At 73.7% G+C, this 15,336-nt stretch carries 12 protein-coding genes and 3 tRNA genes; 7 read left to right on the forward strand and 8 right to left on the reverse strand.

All coding sequences use genetic code 11. From position 1 onward, the window contains the following. Positions 1-17: 17 nt before the first annotated feature. The 8 genes from AGRA3207_RS04310 to AGRA3207_RS04345 all read right to left on the reverse strand — a co-directional run bounded on the left by AGRA3207_RS04310 (position 18) and on the right by AGRA3207_RS04345 (position 8,352). The gene (locus AGRA3207_RS04310) at positions 18-1,220 is read right to left on the reverse strand and encodes a CehA/McbA family metallohydrolase (protein WP_231333247.1); all 1,203 of its coding nucleotides are present in this window, start codon (positions 1,218-1,220) and stop codon (positions 18-20) included. After that, complete coding sequence (locus tag AGRA3207_RS04315; RefSeq protein WP_231333248.1) at positions 1,217-2,452, reverse strand: ABC transporter ATP-binding protein; 1,236 nt, start codon at positions 2,450-2,452, stop codon at positions 1,217-1,219. The genes AGRA3207_RS04310 and AGRA3207_RS04315 overlap by 4 nt, the downstream gene beginning before the upstream one ends. Further along, on the reverse strand, positions 2,452-3,279 hold the full coding sequence (locus AGRA3207_RS04320; RefSeq protein ID WP_231333249.1) for a carbohydrate ABC transporter permease: 828 nt from the start codon (positions 3,277-3,279) through the stop codon (positions 2,452-2,454). Before AGRA3207_RS04320 ends, AGRA3207_RS04315 begins: the two co-directional genes overlap by 1 nt. Continuing rightward, entirely contained in the window at positions 3,276-4,343 is a 1,068-nt protein-coding gene (locus tag AGRA3207_RS04325; RefSeq protein WP_231333250.1) for a carbohydrate ABC transporter permease, read from the reverse strand. Before AGRA3207_RS04325 ends, AGRA3207_RS04320 begins: the two co-directional genes overlap by 4 nt. Next, positions 4,315-5,754, reverse strand: a complete 1,440-nt coding sequence (locus AGRA3207_RS04330; protein WP_231333251.1) for an extracellular solute-binding protein — start codon at positions 5,752-5,754, stop codon at positions 4,315-4,317. The genes AGRA3207_RS04325 and AGRA3207_RS04330 overlap by 29 nt, the downstream gene beginning before the upstream one ends. Before the next feature lie 99 nt (positions 5,755-5,853). After that, positions 5,854-6,666, reverse strand: a complete 813-nt coding sequence (locus AGRA3207_RS04335) for an aminotransferase class IV (protein ID WP_231336228.1) — start codon at positions 6,664-6,666, stop codon at positions 5,854-5,856. Further along, positions 6,641-7,651, reverse strand: a complete 1,011-nt coding sequence (locus AGRA3207_RS04340) for a chorismate-binding protein (RefSeq protein ID WP_231333252.1) — start codon at positions 7,649-7,651, stop codon at positions 6,641-6,643. Before AGRA3207_RS04340 ends, AGRA3207_RS04335 begins: the two co-directional genes overlap by 26 nt. Beyond that, complete coding sequence (locus tag AGRA3207_RS04345) at positions 7,648-8,352, reverse strand: ArsR/SmtB family transcription factor (RefSeq protein ID WP_231333253.1); 705 nt, start codon at positions 8,350-8,352, stop codon at positions 7,648-7,650. The genes AGRA3207_RS04340 and AGRA3207_RS04345 overlap by 4 nt, the downstream gene beginning before the upstream one ends. 120 nt (positions 8,353-8,472) lie before the next feature. Here AGRA3207_RS04345 and AGRA3207_RS04350 point away from each other — a divergent pair. The 7 genes from AGRA3207_RS04350 (at position 8,473) to AGRA3207_RS04380 (ending at position 15,335) form a co-directional block, all read left to right on the forward strand. Further along, positions 8,473-8,544 (forward strand) — tRNA-Gly (locus AGRA3207_RS04350). 42 nt (positions 8,545-8,586) lie between these two features. Continuing rightward, positions 8,587-8,657: transfer RNA gene (locus AGRA3207_RS04355), tRNA-Cys, on the forward strand. Between the two features lie 34 nt (positions 8,658-8,691). Further along, positions 8,692-8,763 (forward strand) — tRNA-Val (locus AGRA3207_RS04360). 794 nt (positions 8,764-9,557) lie between these two features. Further along, positions 9,558-10,232 (forward strand): hypothetical protein, encoded by a 675-nt coding sequence (locus tag AGRA3207_RS04365; protein WP_231333254.1) that lies wholly within the window; start codon positions 9,558-9,560, stop codon positions 10,230-10,232. A 3-nt stretch (positions 10,233-10,235) separates the two neighbouring features. Next, positions 10,236-11,051, forward strand: coding sequence for an effector-associated domain EAD1-containing protein (locus AGRA3207_RS04370; RefSeq protein ID WP_231333255.1), 816 nt, complete (start codon positions 10,236-10,238; stop codon positions 11,049-11,051). Between the two features lies 1 nt (position 11,052). Then, on the forward strand, positions 11,053-12,069 hold the full coding sequence (locus tag AGRA3207_RS04375; protein ID WP_231333256.1) for a radical SAM protein: 1,017 nt from the start codon (positions 11,053-11,055) through the stop codon (positions 12,067-12,069). Continuing rightward, a complete protein-coding gene (locus AGRA3207_RS04380; RefSeq protein ID WP_231333257.1) occupies positions 12,066-15,335 on the forward strand; it encodes a WD40 repeat domain-containing protein in 3,270 nt (1,089 codons plus the stop codon). The genes AGRA3207_RS04375 and AGRA3207_RS04380 overlap by 4 nt, the downstream gene beginning before the upstream one ends. The last annotated feature ends 1 nt before the right edge of the window (position 15,336 follow it).

The raw sequence follows: 15,336 nt of genomic DNA on the forward strand, positions 1-15,336 counted from the left end.
CCTTCACTCGCAGGGTTTCACCCGCACAGTGCGATCACTTCGTTCACCGAGGTCTCCAGCCGGTGCATCCCCGGGCCGCCCGCCGGTATCCGGACGTGGTCGCCGCGGACGGCGACGCGCCGTCCGTCGGGCCGGACGACCACGGTGCCGTCGGCGCCGATCGCGATCAGGTCGTCCTCCACGCGCAGCAGGACGGGCGCGCCCGGGTCCGCCGAGACGGAGGTGCGGCCGGCGGCGAGGGCGCCGAGCACGTCATCGTCCTCGGCGAGGACCCAGGTGGTGGGCTCGCCGAGTGTCTTGTGCTGGGCGGGGTCGTGGAAGTCGCTGCCGCCGAGGGGGACGGCGCCGCCGCCCGGCAGCCACAGGTCCGTCCAGGCCAGCGGGGCGCCCCAGGTCCGGTCCCACCAGGACGAGTGCCAGATCTCCACGAAGGGCGGCCGGTCCTCCTCCGGCAGGGGCCGCCGCCAGGCGCAGTCGCCGCTGAGCGGATGGTTGATCGACATCAGCCCGCCGTTCCCGGCGGCGGCCGCGGCCCAGTCGGCGCTCGGGCGGCGGAAGTCGATCCAGCCGGTGTCGCCGAAGACGTTCGCGTGGCCGAGGTCGGTGGTCACCTCCTGGCCGGGCAGCAGGAGGACGCCCGCGTGCGCGCCCGCGGCGGGCAGCAGCGGATGGTGGCTCACGGTGTTGTGGTCGGTCACCGCCAGGAAGTCCAGTCCGCGGCCCGCGGCGAGGCAGGCCAGCTCGTGGACGGTGAGCGTCCCGTCGCTGTGGACGGTGTGGGAGTGCAGGTCGCCGGCGAGCCAGCGGGTCCCGGCGGGCGCGGGCAGGGCGCGGCGCGGCGGGCGCGCGGGGCGCGGCGGCGGTGGCGGCGCGTCCGGCGCGTCGGGCGGGACGGTGGACGTGGTCACCGTGACCTCGTACGGGGTGCCGCCGGGCGGAATCCGGTGCAGGCCGAGCCAGACGTGCCAGATGCCCGGTTCCGGCTCGCCGGGCAGGTAGCCGGGCGTGGCCCAGTCCGCGGCCACGGTGAAGGCCCGGCGTGCCCCGCCCGACCAGCCGCGGAACCCGGACGGCCCGTGGCAGCCGAGGTCGATGACGCCGCCCTCGTGCGACAGCTCGACCGTGATGGACGCCGTGCCCGGCGGCACGTCGAAGGGCAGCTCGCGAAGGCCCTGTTCGAGGCGGTCCTCCAGGGTCCAGCGTCCGCTGTGGGAGGTCATCCGCGTCCTCCGTCCTTGGTCGGCGGAGTGCCAGGCTCCGGCGGTGTGTCATCAGGCACGTGGGTTCCCTCGGTCGGGTCGGTCTGGCGTGTCGTGTCGGTGGCGGGACGCGCGGCGGGTCGGGCGGCGGGTCGGGCGGCGGGTCGGGCGGCGGGTCGGGCGGCGGCCGTCACCAGCTCGCCGTCGCGGTAGAGCAGCAGGCGGCCGGGGCGGGGCAGCGCCCAGCCCGCGGTGCCCGGGGCGGCGTCGAGGTCCTCTCCCACGACGACGCGCACCGGCCCGCCCTCCACGTCCAGGGTCACCAGCGAAGACCCGCCGAGGTGCTCGACGACGGACACGGTGCCGCGGAACGCCCCGTCCAGCGGCTCCTCGCCGTAGTCGAGGTACTCGGGCCGTATCCCGCACACGACGGGCTCCCCGTCGGCGAGCCGCCCGCGCGCCTCGTCCGGGACGGGCAGCTCCGCCCCGGCGGTGGCGACGGCCCCGCCCCGGACGATACCGGGGAGCAGGTTCATGGGCGTCGATCCGATGAACGACGCCACGAACAGGTTCGCGGGCCGCCGGAAGACCTCGGCGGGCGTGCCGAGCTGGCGGACGCGGCCGGCGTCCATGACCGCGATCCGGTCGGCGAGGGCGAGCGCCTCCGCCTGGTCGTGCGTGACGAACACGGTGGTGACGCCGAGCCGCCGCTGGAGCCGCTTGAGGAACGTGCGCGCCTCCAGCCGCAGCCGCGCGTCGAGGTTGGAGAGCGGCTCGTCGAGCAGGAACGTCCGCGGGTGGGCGACCAGGGCGCGGGCCAGCGCGACCCGCTGCTGCTGGCCGCCCGACAGCTCCGCCGGGCGGCGTCCCTCCAGCCCGTCGAGGCCCAGTTCCCGCGCCGCCTCGCGCGCGGCCCGGTACCGGTCGGCGCGGCGCCGCTTCTTGATGCGCAGCGGGTAGGCGATGTTGTCCAGGACGGTCATGTGCGGGAAGAGCGCGTAGTCCTGGAACACCATGCCGACGTCGCGGCGTCCCGGCGGGAGCCGCGTGACGTCGGCGGCGCCGAGGCGGACCGTCCCGCCGGTCGCGGTCTCCAGCCCGGCGACGGTGCGCAGCAGCGTCGTCTTGCCGCAGCCGGACGGGCCGAGGAGCGCGAAGAACTCGCCGTCCGCCACGTCGAGGTCGAGGGCGTCCAGGGCCCGCGCGCCGCCCGGGTACACCTTCGTCAGCCCGCGCAGGGTGATCGTCGCCATCAGCGCTTGATCCCTCCGTGGAAGCGGAACCCGTACCGGCGGCTCACGACCAGGTACATCGCCACGACCGGCAGGGAGTACAGCAGCGAGAACGCCGAGATCAGCGCCAGGTCCGGCTGCCCGCCCTCGGTGTAGAACGTGTACATGATCACCGAGGCGGGCGCCTTGCCCGGGTCGCGCAGCAGCAGGAACGGCATCAGGAAGTCGCCCCACACCTGCGCGACCGTCCACACCGCGACGGTGGCGAGACCGGGCCTGATCACCGGGACGACCACGTGCCGCAGGACCTGCAGGGGCGAGGCGCCGAAGACCCGCGCGGCCTCCTCGTAGGACGCGGGGACGCCGTCGGTGAAGTCCTTCAGCAGGAAGATCGCCGCGGGGAGCAGCCCGCCGGACAGCACCAGCACCACCCCGAGCCGCGAGTCGATCAGGTGCAGGTCGAAGGCCAGCAGGAAGACCGGCACCATCGCGGCGGTGCCGGTGATGATGGACGACAGCAGCAGCAGGACGTACAGGAGCAGGTCCCGGCCCGGCACGCGGACCCGGCTCAGCGCGTACGCGGCGAGCGCCGCGCAGGTGACGACGAGCGCGGCCGTCCCGGCGGCGAGCAGGACGGAGTTGCGCAGCGACGCCAGCGCGTACGGGTCGTCCATCAGGACGCGGAAGTTGTCCAGGGTGAACTCGGGCAGCGACGCCGCGACGCCGGGGCTCGCGTCGAACGGCGCGAACGCGAGCCACAGCAGCGGCAGAGCGAAGAACCCGAGGACGGCCGAGAGGAAGGTGGCGAGCCCGATCCTGCGCAGCGCCTCGCGGACGGCGTCGTTCACGCGGCGGCCCTCCCCGCCCGGCCCCCGCGCGTCGGGCCGCCACGCGTCGGGCCACCGCGCGTCGGGCCGCCGCGGGACCGGCCGCCGCGGGACCGGCCCGCGCGGGCCGGTTCGCGGTCGCGGAGGGCACGCAGGTAGACCAGCGCGATGGCGAGGTTGATGAGGAGCATGACGAGCGAGACGGCGGCGCCGAAGCCCAGGCGGCCGTCGCCGAGCGCCGTCCGGTACACGTACACCGACATGATCTCCGAGCGCCCGTCCGGGCCGCCCGCCGTGATCAGGAAGGGGGTGAAGTCGTTGAACGTCCACAGGCCGACCAGCAGCAGGCTCGTCAGCACGTGCCCGCGGACCTGCGGGAACACCGCGTCCCGGAGCGTCTGGAGGGTCGAGGCCCCGGCCAGCCGCGCGGTCTCCAGATGGGACGGTGGAACGTTCCCGATCGCCGCTCCGTACAACATCATCGAGAAGGCGGTGCCGCGCCAGATGTTGAACACCACGATGCACGCCATCGGATGGTCGAGCAGCCAGGCCGTCCCGGGCGTGCCCAGCAGCGCGTTCAGGGTGCCGCCGTCGCGGTCGAGCAGCGCGATCCACAGGAACGCGATGACCGAGGACGGCAGGATCCACGCGAGCAGCACCAGCCCCTCGACCAGCCGCCGCAGCGGGCCCCGCCGGTCGCGCATCACCCACGCGACGGCGAACCCCAGGAGCGTCTGGCCGAGCACCGCCGACCCGGCGACGAACTGGAGCGTCAGCCATAGCGACCGGTGGAACCGGCCGTCGCCGAGCACGCGGCGGTAATTGTCCACGCCGACGAACGACGGGTCGCTCGCCGCGACACCGGTGAGCCGGTAGTCGGTCGCGCCGAGGTAGAGCGTCCAGAGCGCCGGGAACACCAGGAACACCGCGATGAGGACGAGCGCGGGCGCCACGAACGCCGCGGCGCGCCCGCGTCCGAGACCCGCGGCGTCTTCGGCGGCCGCGCCGCCGCCGAAGCGGCGGCGGCCGGGCGGGCGGCGGCCGGGCGGGCGGGGGTCAGCGGGCCGCGACGTTGGCGGCGCCACCGACGATCCCCTCCAGCTTCCCGGCGTACCGGGCGGCCGCCTCCTGCGGGCTCGCGCCCGACACGACCGCCGCCGTGGCCTCCTGTAAGGCCGTCGACACCTGCGGGTACACCGTGAGGCCCGGGCGGTAGGACGTCACCGGGAGCACCTTCTCCGATACGAACGTCAGGAACGGGTCGCCCGCGAGGATCTGCTTGTTCACGTCCGTCCGGGAGGTGATCTCCGGGGTCCCGGCCGTGCGCGCCCTGGTCATCGCGGCGGAGTTCATGAACGCCAGCAGTTCGAACGCCTGCTGCGGATACCTGGTGTTCGGGTTGAGAGTGGTGACGGCGCCGCCCGACATGCTCACGAACGACTGCCCGCGCACCCCCCTCCCCGGTGACACGGCGGGGATGAGCGCGTACCCCACGTCCTGGTCGCGGGTCCGCATCTTCGCGACGCCGCTCCTGGGGTTGAGGACGTCGCGCCAGAAGTAGTCGCCCTCGGCGAGGATCCCGATCTTCCCCGCGGCGAATTCCTCGAAGGACTTGTCGCGTCCCTTCGCCTCCTGCTGGAGCTTGGGGTCGCCGAGGCCCTCAGGCCCGTAGACCTGCGCGTACAGGCCGAGGACCTGCTGGACGGCCGGCCCGCCGCCCGTCCATTTCCCGCCCGAGTAGATCTCCGCCCCCGCACCGGCCAGCAGGGGCAGCGCCCCCTGCATGCTGGTCGCCTCGCCCATCGCGGTGCCCGCGTCTAATTGGACGGGTGTCACGCCGGGGACCTTCTTCAGCGCGCGCGCCGCGGTGAGGATGTCCTGCCAACTTCGGGGCTGCCAATTCCCTGGGAGACCGGCCTGCGCGAACAGCTTCTTGTTGAAGAACAGGACGCGGCCGTCCGTCGCCGGCGGGATCCCGTACCGCCTGCCCTCGAAGGAGGCCAGCCGCTGCACCGAACCGGGGATCTTCGACCAGCCCTCCCAGGCGTCCGCCGGGGGACCCACGACGTCCGCCAGCGGCCTGAGGTAGCCGGCCTGGGCGAACTCCCCCACCCAGATGCCGTCGACGTCCATGATGTCGGCGCCGGAGCGCGACTTCAGGTCGAGCGCCAGCCTGGTCTTGTACGCCTCGTCGTCCACGCCCTGGCCGCGGAACGTCACTTTCGCGGTGACGCCCTTGGCCTTCTGCGCCGCGACGAACCCGGGGATCACCGTCCTGGAGATCCATTCGGCCTCTTCGGTGTTCTTGCCGCCTTCGATGGCGTTGCGGGTGATCGTCAGGGTGATGTTCTTGGCGTCCCTGCCGCGGTCGGGATCGGCCGGGGATCCGCCACCGCATCCGGCGAGCGCCGCGCCCGCCATCACGAGTGCCGCCGCGACGCCGGTCCGCCTGGGGGACGGGCGCCGGCCGAGGGAGCCGCTACTGGAGAAAGCCATGGTGACCTCCTACACGCGTCACCACACAACGTGACCGATGAATCAGGCCGCGTAAACCCCCCGGAGATCATTGTTCGTGAGGGTGTCCGCCAGGATTCGTCAGGGGTCCATCAGGCCCGCGGCGCGCGCCGCGAAGACCTCCATGGCCCTGGCGGTGACGGGCCCCGGCGCGCCGGGCAGCACCGTCCCGTCCACCGCCCGGATCGGCTGGACGTCGCGGGTCGTGGACGTCAGGAACGCCTCGTCCACCCGGGGGAACTCCTCCAGCGGGACGTCCTCCTCCTGGCCGCCGCACCATTCCAGCACCAGCTCGCGGGTGACCCCGGCCAGGCAGCCCGCCGACAGCGGCGGCGTGACCAGCCGCCCGCCCCGCACCACGAAGACGTTGCTGCCCGTCCCCTCGCACAGGTTCCCGGCGACGTTGCCGAAGATCGCCTCGCCGCCGCCCCGCTCGCGCGCGTGGGCGAGCGCCAGCGCGTTCTCGGCGTAGGAGGTGGACTTGACCCCGGCGAGCGCGCCCCGCTCGTTGCGCGGCCAGGGCACCACCGCCACGTCCGCCGTCGCGGGGAACGGGCGCTGCTCCGCCACGATGATCGACACGGTCGGGCCCGCGTCGCCCCGGTCCGAGCCGAGCGGGCCCGGCCCGCTCGTGCAGGTGACGCGGATCCGCGCCAGCGGCCACTTCGGCGCGGCCGCCAGCACCTCCAGCACCCCCTGGGCGAGCGCGTCGTGGTCGGGCGCGGGCAGCCCGAGCGCCGCCGCCGACCGGGCCAGCCGCCGCAGGTGCCGGGTAAGGGCGAACGGCTCCCCCTGAGCCGCCTTCACCGTCTCGAAGACCCCGTCCCCGACGAGCATGCCGTGGTCGAACACCGACACCACGGCGCGCTCAGGGTCGAGCAGCTCCCCGTTCATCCAGATCCTGGGCTGCGTCACCCGAGGCCACCTCCAAAAGCCGAGCCGCCTTCAGCTCGGTCTCGCGCCATTCGCTCCGCGGATCGGACGCCCACGTGATCCCGGCGCCGGTGCCGAACCGGAGCAGGCCGTCCTCCGCCCAGAAGGTCCGGATCCCCACCGCGAGCGCGCCGCGCCGGGTGTCCGCGTCCACCCAGCCGATCGCCCCACAGTACGGGCCGCGCGGGACGGGTTCGAGCTCATCCAGCAACCTCAGCGCGCTGGACTTCGGCGCACCGGTGACCGACCCGGGCGGGAACGTCGCGGCCACCAGCTCGGGCCACCCCGCCGTGGTCCGCGCGCGCACCGTCGACACCAGGTGCACGAGCCCCGGATGCGGCTCCACCTCGCACAGCGCCGGCACCGTCACCGACCCGGTCCGCGCCACCCGCCCCAGATCGTTCCGGACGAGATCGACGATCATGATGTTCTCGGCCTCGTCCTTGGCCAGCAGGTCCGCGGCCGTCCGCCCGGTCCCCTTGATCGGACGCGACTCCACGACCTCGCCGTCCCGCCTCAGGTACAGCTCCGGCGACGCGCAGGCGACCGCCGTCCCCGGAACCTCCAGCGTCATCGCGTACGGCGCCGGGTTCCCCCGCGCCAGCCGCGCGCCGAGCCCCGCGACACCCGCGCCCGGCGCCAGCGGCGCGGACAGCACCCGGCACAGGTTCGCCTGGTAGACGATGCCGTCCGCGATCGACGCCTTGATCCGCTCGACGCCCGCCACGTAACGGGACTCGTCCAGCGAGCTCGTCCACTCCCCCGGCGCGTGCCAGGCACCCCCCGGATGGCGCGCCGGGCGGACCGTGTCGAACCGCGCGCACGTGACCTTGCCCTCGTAGGTGACCACCACGGCCCACCAGCCCCGCGAGTCCAGCGCCGCCAGGTCGGTGGTCACATCCGCGAGACCGGTCGCCAGGAGCCCCCCTGCGTACGCGAAACTCACGGCAGGACACACCCGAACGAGTCCGCGAGCCCCGCCAGGCCCGCCTCGGTCACCGTCAGCGCCCGGCGCGTCGTCCCGCGCTCGAACCAGCCCAGCTCGATCATCCGGTCGGTCAGCGCTGCCCCCAATGCCCCGTTCAGATGCGGGCGCCGCTCCGTCCAGTCGAGACAGTGCGAGGCGAACTTCCGCCGCGTCCTCCGCAGCGCCGCGACGTCCAGCCCCAGCGCCTCCAGCCGCTCCTCGCCTTTGCCCGTGACCTCGTATGCCTCGTCGCCGTCGGGCTCGATGAGCCCCCCGTCCAGAAGCGCCGCGAACAGGCCGACGCCCGCCTCCCCCGCCAGATGGTCGTAGCACGTCCGCGCCGCGTGCAGCCGCCTCGCGTCCCGCGACTGCCGCAGGCTCCGCACCCGCACCGGCGGGCTGATCCGCGACAGCGCCTCGATCACCTGCGCGACGTCCGCCCCCCGGAGCCGGTAGTACCGCCACCGCCCCTGCTTCACCACCGTCACCAGCCCGCCGTCCAGCAGCCGCGCCAGATGCGCGCTCGCCGTCGGGGCGCTCACACCCGCCGTCCGCGCCAGCTCCCCCGCCGCCAGCGGACGCCCGTCCAGCAGCGCCGTCAGCATCGCCGCCCGCGCCCGATCGGCCAGCAGCGCCGCCACCGGCGCGAAGTCGGAGGTGAGGGCCAGTTCGGAGTCCATGACCCGAGCCTATGCGGCCCACCCTTCGACGGCCGGCGAAGCGACCCGCCACCAAACCGGTTTGGGGAACGCGCCCGGACGCGCTAATGTTTCCCCGTCGCCGCAGCACGGGGCGCACACGCGGAAGTGGCTCAGGGGTAGAGCATCACCTTGCCAAGGTGAGGGTCGCGGGTTCAAATCCCGTCTTCCGCTCTGAGGGGCCTTTCAGGCTATGACCCAGAAGGTTCCGATTCTGGTGGAGTGGCCGAGAGGCGAGGCAACGGCCTGCAAAGCCGTGTACACGGGTTCAAATCCCGTCTCCACCTCGACACCGTGCCTCCCCCCGGAGGCGGCGGCTCAGGGCGATTAGCTCAGTGGGAGAGCGCTACCTTGACACGGTAGAGGTCACTGGTTCAATCCCAGTATCGCCCACGCGGCGGCGACGCTTGCTCGTCGGCCTTTGGCCGACTTCGCCGGTGCCCGTCATGTTTACCTGGGGGGCGACCCCCAGACCCCCGATGTGGGGCTCCGCCCCCTGGTGGTGGCGCTTACCCCGGCGCGCTGCGCGCGGTTTCGCCGGTTCCCATCATGTCTACCTGGGGGGCGACCCCCAGACCCCCGATGCGGGGGCTCCGCCCTCACGCTGTGGTGGCCTTGCCCAGCCGCGCTGCGCGCGGCTTCCCTGGTGCTCGTCCTCTTCTTTTCGGACAACCCCCAGGTCCCCAGTATGGGGACTCTCCCCACCTGGTGGTGGCGCTTACTCGCCGCGCTTCGCGCGGCTTCCTTGGTGTCCGTCATGTTTTGCCTGGGGCGACGCCCAGGCCCCCGTTGTAGGGGCTCCGTCCCCTGTTGGTGGCGCTTGCCCGTCGCACTTCGCGTGGCTTCCCCGGCGTCCGGCATGTCTTCCTGGAGGACGACCCTCAGTCTCGATGTTGGGGCCTCGCCCGCGTTCCCGTTGCGGGGGCTGGGGTGGGTGGGGGCCTTGGTGGCGTGCGGACCGCTGGGCTTCGTCCAGCGGTGCCCGGGGAGTTTGTGTTCCGCCTGGATGGGGTGGGCGTCTGGCTCACCAGCGCTTCGGACGGCGGTTGTGCGTCCTTGTCCACATAACGCCATTCTCTCTGTATTCCTCCGCCTCGTTCCGACGCCTCCCGTGACATCCTTTAAGGGAAATCTGACGGGGGTCAGGGTCGAACGGTGTTCCCGATGGGGGCTGGGCGATGGTCCACATGCGGTTGCCGGAACTACCGGAGCATCCGGTCGAGTTCGAAGCGGAGGCGCGGGTCCGCGCTCCCGGAGGGGTCTCCGGAGGGCCGCAGGGCTCCCTCCAGGGCCGCGTCCTGCTGGGCGGGCCGGTCGCCTTTCCGATGAACGCGAAGCGCTACCCCGATATGCGCTCCTACCTGGAAAGCGACAAGGACCACCGCTATCACGAGGTGCACCTGTCCCTCAGCTTCGCCGACCCGGACGACGGCCCGCGGCTGCACTCGGTCATGGTCGGTGTCACGTTGAGCGCGCCTGCGCCGGCGGAGCCGCCGATCGCCTGGTCGCTGGCGCCGTCGCTGATCGACGACCCGTCCAAGCGCGACCTGCGGATCGAGTTGCGGCCCCAGCTGAAGCTCGCCGGGGTCGAGGTGTCCGCCGGTGGCGTGACGGGCTCCCTTCCCCGCGCGCGTGAGCCGTTCCTCCTCGCGTTGCGCGAGCTGCGGTCCGACCCGGGATGGGAGCTGAGACGCACCAAGGGCCTGCCGCTGGAGGGGAAGCAGCGCCTGGTGATGATCGTCCGGGGGGATCGGAAGGCGGACACGACGCTCGGCCTGGAGGTCACGGCCACCACCAGGTCCTCCGTCCTGCGCCGCTACCGGGCGGTCGCCGATCCGCTGCGGCTGTCGGCGGACCTCTGACCGATGAGCGACGAACTGACCGAGGCGGAGATCGACGCGTTCGCCCGGGCCTATCCCTCCGTCCGGGCCGAGAAGTTCCTCTGGGGCGTCGGCTTCCCGGACAGGACGATGCCGAGCACCGTCCTGAACTCCGGGGACTTCTGGAGCGAGGTCTCCCGGGCCCTCGCCAACGGCGCCCTGCCCGGTGGGCGGCGCCGGATCCTCGCCGCCGCCCACCGGGCGTTCCCGGCCGGTGAGGCGTTCGCGGCGGGGCGGGTGCGGCGGGTGCTGCTGATCGGGGCGAGTCCCGACGAGGACGACGCGGTCCGGGCGGACCGGGAGCTGCGGGAGATACGCGCCGCGGCGCGGCTCGGGCATCTCGACGTCTCCGCGGTGCTGGCGGCCCAGGCGTCCGACCTGCGCGAGATCCTCCGGGCGCGGCCCGACGTCCTGCACCTGTCCACGCACGGCGACGGCTCGCTGCTGTACTTCGAGTCCTCCTTCGGCGACCGGCAGGCCGTTCCGGTCACCGAGGTCGCCGCGACGCTCGCCCGGTACCGGGACGCCGACGGCGTGCGGCTCGGCGGCCTGGTGCTCGCGTCCTGCGAGAGCGAGGCGGCCGCCGAGGCGTTCCTGGACGTGGCCGACTCCGTCGTCGCGCACCGCGGGCCGCTCGACGACGCCTGCGCGGTGCTGTTCACCCGCCGGTTGTACGAGGGGTTGCGCGACGTGCCGTCCCTGGTCCGGGCCGCGCGGGACGCCGCCGACGACATGGCCCGCGAGGACGAGGAGTGCGGTGGGATCGCGGGCAACCTGATGACCTTCGGCGAGGGGTGCTGACATGGGCCCGGCCTGGCGGACGGCGCTGCTGGCCTCGGCCGAGCCGGGCGGGCGGGTGCGGTGCGGGCTCTGCCCCTTCGGCTGCGTCCTGGCGGAGGGCCGGACCGGGCCGTGCCGCGTCCGGCGGAACAGGGCCGGGACCCTGGAGACCGCCACGTTCACCGCCGCGGTCGCGCACCTGGACGCCGTCGAGCGCAAGCCCTTCTATCATCTGAGCCCCGGCGCGAAGGTGCTCACGGTCGCCGGGCCGGGCTGCACCTTCGCGTGCGGGTACTGCGTCAACCACAGGCTCTCCCAGTACGGCCGCGAGGACACCGCGCCCTGGATCGGCACACCGGCGCTTCCCGGGGACCTGGCCGCGCGGGCCCGCGCGGACGGCGCGATGCTCGGCCTCTCCTACTCCGAGCCCTCACTGGCCCCCGAGCTGACGCTCGCCCTCGCCGAACACGGGCTCCCGATCGTCTGGAAGTCCAACGGGTTCCTCACCCCCCAGGCGATCGACCTGGTCGCCCCGGTGCTGACCGCCGTGAACATCGACGTGAAGGCCGCCGATTCGCGCGCCCACCGGGCACTGACCGGCGCGCCACTCGAACCCGTCCTCGAATCCATCGCGGGTTTCCGGGCCGCGGGCGTCTGGGTGGAGGTCAGCACGCCCCTCATCCCCGGGGTCTCCGCCTCGCCTGGGCAGCTCGAAGCGATGGCGACGACGCTGGCGGACCTCTCCCCCGACCTCCCGTGGCACCTGCTCCGGTTCACCCCGGACTTCAAGATGCGGCGGGAGCGGCCGACACCGCCCGAGGATCTCGCGTCCGCACGGGAGATCGGCCGCAAAGCGGGCCTCCGGTACGTCTACGTCGAAAGGGCCCTCGGCGCGGAGGGCCGCAGGACGCTCTGCCCCGGATGCGGGAGCACGCTGGTGGAGCGCGGCATCTGGGAGACGGCCGGCTCTCGCCTGGACGCGGGCGCCTGCCCGGACTGCGGCACGCGCGTGCCAGGCCGGTGGAGGGTGGGCACGTGAGCGATCCGCGACTCGACGCCTGGGCCGCCGCCCACGCCCGCTCGGCGGGCCGCGCGGGCGTCGGCTCCCGTCCGGGCACGACGGGCGGAGACGGCGACCTCCTCGACGTCGGGACGTGGCTGCCCGGCCCCGAGGTGGTCCGTTCCCTCGACTGGAAGCCGGCGGACGACGGCGAGCCGCTGCTGGCGTGCGGGAACGGCGAAGGCGTCACCATACTCGGCGGAAGCCAGGGGGAAAGGCGGGGAAGCTGGTTCCATGCGGGGCTGCTGGTGCGCTGGGCACAGGCGGCGGGCACGTGGCATCTGTTGTCCACAGACGGTCTGCGGACCACGCTGTGGCATCCCGACTCGCCGGGCTCCACTCGGACCCGGTATGCCAGTGTCGAGGGCGAGTCCGTTCGTGCCATCGCCTTCGACGGCCTCCGCGAGCTGATCGCCACCGGCAGCACCGATGGCGTCGTGCGCGTATGGGGAATCAACGAGCCGGATCCGAGTTCCATCTCCAGGCTGGTGGGGCACTCGGACCTCGTCCTCTCCGTCGGCTGGAGCGCACACGGCCTGCTGGCCAGCGGGAGCGCCGACGGGACCGTCCACGTGTGGGACTGGCAGCGGCACCAGCGGCTCCATGTGCTCGCGCATCGCGCCTGGGTCTCCGATGTCGCGTTCGCCGAGATGCCCGATGGGGAATCGCTGCTCGCGAGTGCCGCGAACGACGGCTTCGCGCGTATCTGGAATCCCCTGACCGGCGATCTCCTGCACACCTTGCGCGGGCACTTGATGGAGGTCTCCTGCGTCGACTGGACGGTCCTGCCGGACGGGCGGGCCCTCCTCGCAACGTGCAGCTACGACCGGACCGTGCGTGTGTGGGACGGCCGGACGGGTGTGTGCCTCGCGACGTCCGATGATCTGGGCGGGGTCCTCCACGCCGTTTCGTGGGGCCGGAGCCCCGACGGCCGCCTTCTCCTGGCCGCCGGAGGGGCCACCGACGGCATCCGCGTGTTCTCCCTGACGCTTCCCGATGCGCCCCGGGCGACGGCCGCAGTGGCACCCACGGGCGTCCCGGAGGTGATCCCGCCCGTCGAGGAAGTCCTCATCAACGATCCGGTGCCGACGCCCGGCCGGGCGTTGCCGGGTGGGGTGAACGCCGTCGTCGAGCGGCTCGGCATCCGCATCGTGCGGCGCGAGACCGGCGAGGAGGTGGCCCGCCTCGCCGGTCACACCGAGCCGATCACGTCGTACGACTGGACCGCCGATTCCGAGGGCAGGCTCGTGCTCGCCGCCGGCGGGGAGACCGGGCAGCTCTGCGTCTGGTACGTCGAGTCGGGCCGCCTGATCACCGCCGTCACCTGCCCCGGCCGGGTGACGGCGGTGGCGCTGGCCGCGCTGCCCCAGGGGCGTCTCGTGGCGGTGGCCGGAACCGCGTCCGGGGAGCTCACGCTCTGGGACGAGACCGGCGACCGCCCGCTGCCCCTTCCCGGGCACACCTATGTCGCCGGGAACGTGCCGGGACACGGCGGCGCGATCACCTCGGCCAGGTGGGCGGTGCTGTCGGACGGCCACGCGCGGCTGGCGACCGCCGACGACCAGGGCAAGGTCCAGATCTGGGACGAGCGCGGACGTTTCAGCATGTCCATGCCCCATCACGTGTACCCGATCACGTCGCTCCGGTGGGCCGTGCTCCCGGACGGGACCGCCTATCTCGCCATCTTCGCGTCGTCCGAGATCCTCATCGTCGACAAGGGCGGCACCGTCCTGCGGGCGTTCCCCCTTCTCCAGAGTGAGCCGCTGACGTCCGTGGACCTGACGGCCCTTGCCGACGGGCGTCTCCTGCTGGCGACGGTCGGGTTCGCCACCCGCGAGGTCCGCGTCCACGACGCCCGCACCGGCGCCGCCCACCGGCTCGGGACCCATGTCGGGACGGCGGAGCCTCCGACGGTGTCCTGGATCCGGCAGGAGCACGGACCACTCCAGATCGTCCTCGGCGACTCGAACCAGAGCGGTGTCTCCGACGTCACGGTGACGCCGCCTCCGCCCGGGAGCGGGCCGCCTCCCGCCGCCGCGGACGCGCCCGCCCCCAGCCGGGCGCTCGTCCCGGCCAGGCTCGGGCTGCTCAAGCTGGGGTCGGGGGCACTGTGGCCGGCGCTCGGGCTCGTCGCGGATCTGCTCAGCCTCACCGGGCGGCACACCGGGGAGCTGCACGACCCGCGGCTCGCCGTGCTGGAGGCGCATCCCGGGGTCGCCCGCCTGCGTCAGCTGGGCTGGCCGGCCGCCGCGCGCGTCGCGTTCGCCGCGCTGCTGGCGTCCCGGCTGCCGGACGACGCCGGGTTCGGCCCGCCGGGTGCCGGGGTGCGGCGTCTGGAGGAGGCGCTCGGGCGCGCGCTGGCGACGGCGACGCTGCCCGCCGCCGAGCCGGCCGCGGAGCCGGAGGCGCTCGCCGCGGCGGCGGACGAGATCACCCAGCAGACCGTCGCGCTGCTCGCGCTGATCGGGCCGCGGGCCGCGGCCGAGGACCCGCTGCTCCCGCTGCACCTCGGCCACCTGGAGGTGGCGCTGCCGCCGCTGACGGACCGGCAGCTGCGGCTGCTCGCCCAGCACGGCCACCCGCCCGACCGGCGGCTGCGCCGGTCCGGCGGGGGGACGCCGCGCCACACGCCGGGCACCGCCGGGATCGTCCGGCACGGCCTGCTGCGGCACATGCTCCACACCGACCTGGCGCTGCCCCCGGACCTGCTCGCGCTCCGCAGGCTGGAGAACCAGCTGCTCTACCGGCGGCACACGACGCCGCAACCGCCGACGCCCCGGCCGCTGACGCTCGTTTTGGACACCACGCCGCCGACGTACGGGACGGTCGAGCTGGTCCTGCGGATGGCCGTCCACGCGCTCACGGTCGCGTCCTGGGAGCACGGCCTGGAACCGGTGCTGGTGACCCTCACCGACCCGGACCGGGCTCTGACGCTGACCGGGCCCAGGCAGCTGCTGACGATGTGGACCAGCAGGACCCTCCAGCCCCCGTATCCGGCGCTGGACCGCGCCCTCGACACCGCCGCGCAGACGGGCCGCACGACGGTGCTGCTCCTGCACCACCACAGCGCCGGGAAGGACCGCGCACCCGGTCCCGCCACGCCGTTCGTCACCACACGCCACGCCGTCGAGCCCGCACGGCCGCGGCCGGCGCACCCGGACCACCACGAGCTGCCCCCCGAGCCGGGCGGCATGGAACTGGACGACCTCGTCAGCGCCCTGCTCCTCCCGGGGGCGGCGCGATGAC

It is taken from the genome of Actinomadura graeca (genome assembly GCF_019175365.1).
Taxonomy (GTDB): domain Bacteria; phylum Actinomycetota; class Actinomycetes; order Streptosporangiales; family Streptosporangiaceae; genus Spirillospora; species Spirillospora graeca.

What these genes read in the sequence shown, in the direction of transcription:
- AGRA3207_RS04370 (WP_231333255.1), top strand. Translation starts at nt 10,236, where the DNA reads ATGAGCGACGAACTGACCGAGGCGGAGATCGACGCGTTCGCCCGGGCC.
- AGRA3207_RS04330 (WP_231333251.1), bottom strand. Translation starts at nt 5,754, where the DNA reads ATGGCTTTCTCCAGTAGCGGCTCCCTCGGCCGGCGCCCGTCCCCCAGG.
- AGRA3207_RS04345 (WP_231333253.1), bottom strand. Translation starts at nt 8,352, where the DNA reads ATGGACTCCGAACTGGCCCTCACCTCCGACTTCGCGCCGGTGGCGGCG.
- AGRA3207_RS04375 (WP_231333256.1), top strand. Translation starts at nt 11,053, where the DNA reads ATGGGCCCGGCCTGGCGGACGGCGCTGCTGGCCTCGGCCGAGCCGGGC.
- AGRA3207_RS04335 (WP_231336228.1), bottom strand. Translation starts at nt 6,666, where the DNA reads ATGAACGGGGAGCTGCTCGACCCTGAGCGCGCCGTGGTGTCGGTGTTC.
- AGRA3207_RS04315 (WP_231333248.1), bottom strand. Translation starts at nt 2,452, where the DNA reads ATGGCGACGATCACCCTGCGCGGGCTGACGAAGGTGTACCCGGGCGGC.
- AGRA3207_RS04365 (WP_231333254.1), top strand. Translation starts at nt 9,558, where the DNA reads ATGCGGTTGCCGGAACTACCGGAGCATCCGGTCGAGTTCGAAGCGGAG.
- AGRA3207_RS04310 (WP_231333247.1), bottom strand. Translation starts at nt 1,220, where the DNA reads ATGACCTCCCACAGCGGACGCTGGACCCTGGAGGACCGCCTCGAACAG.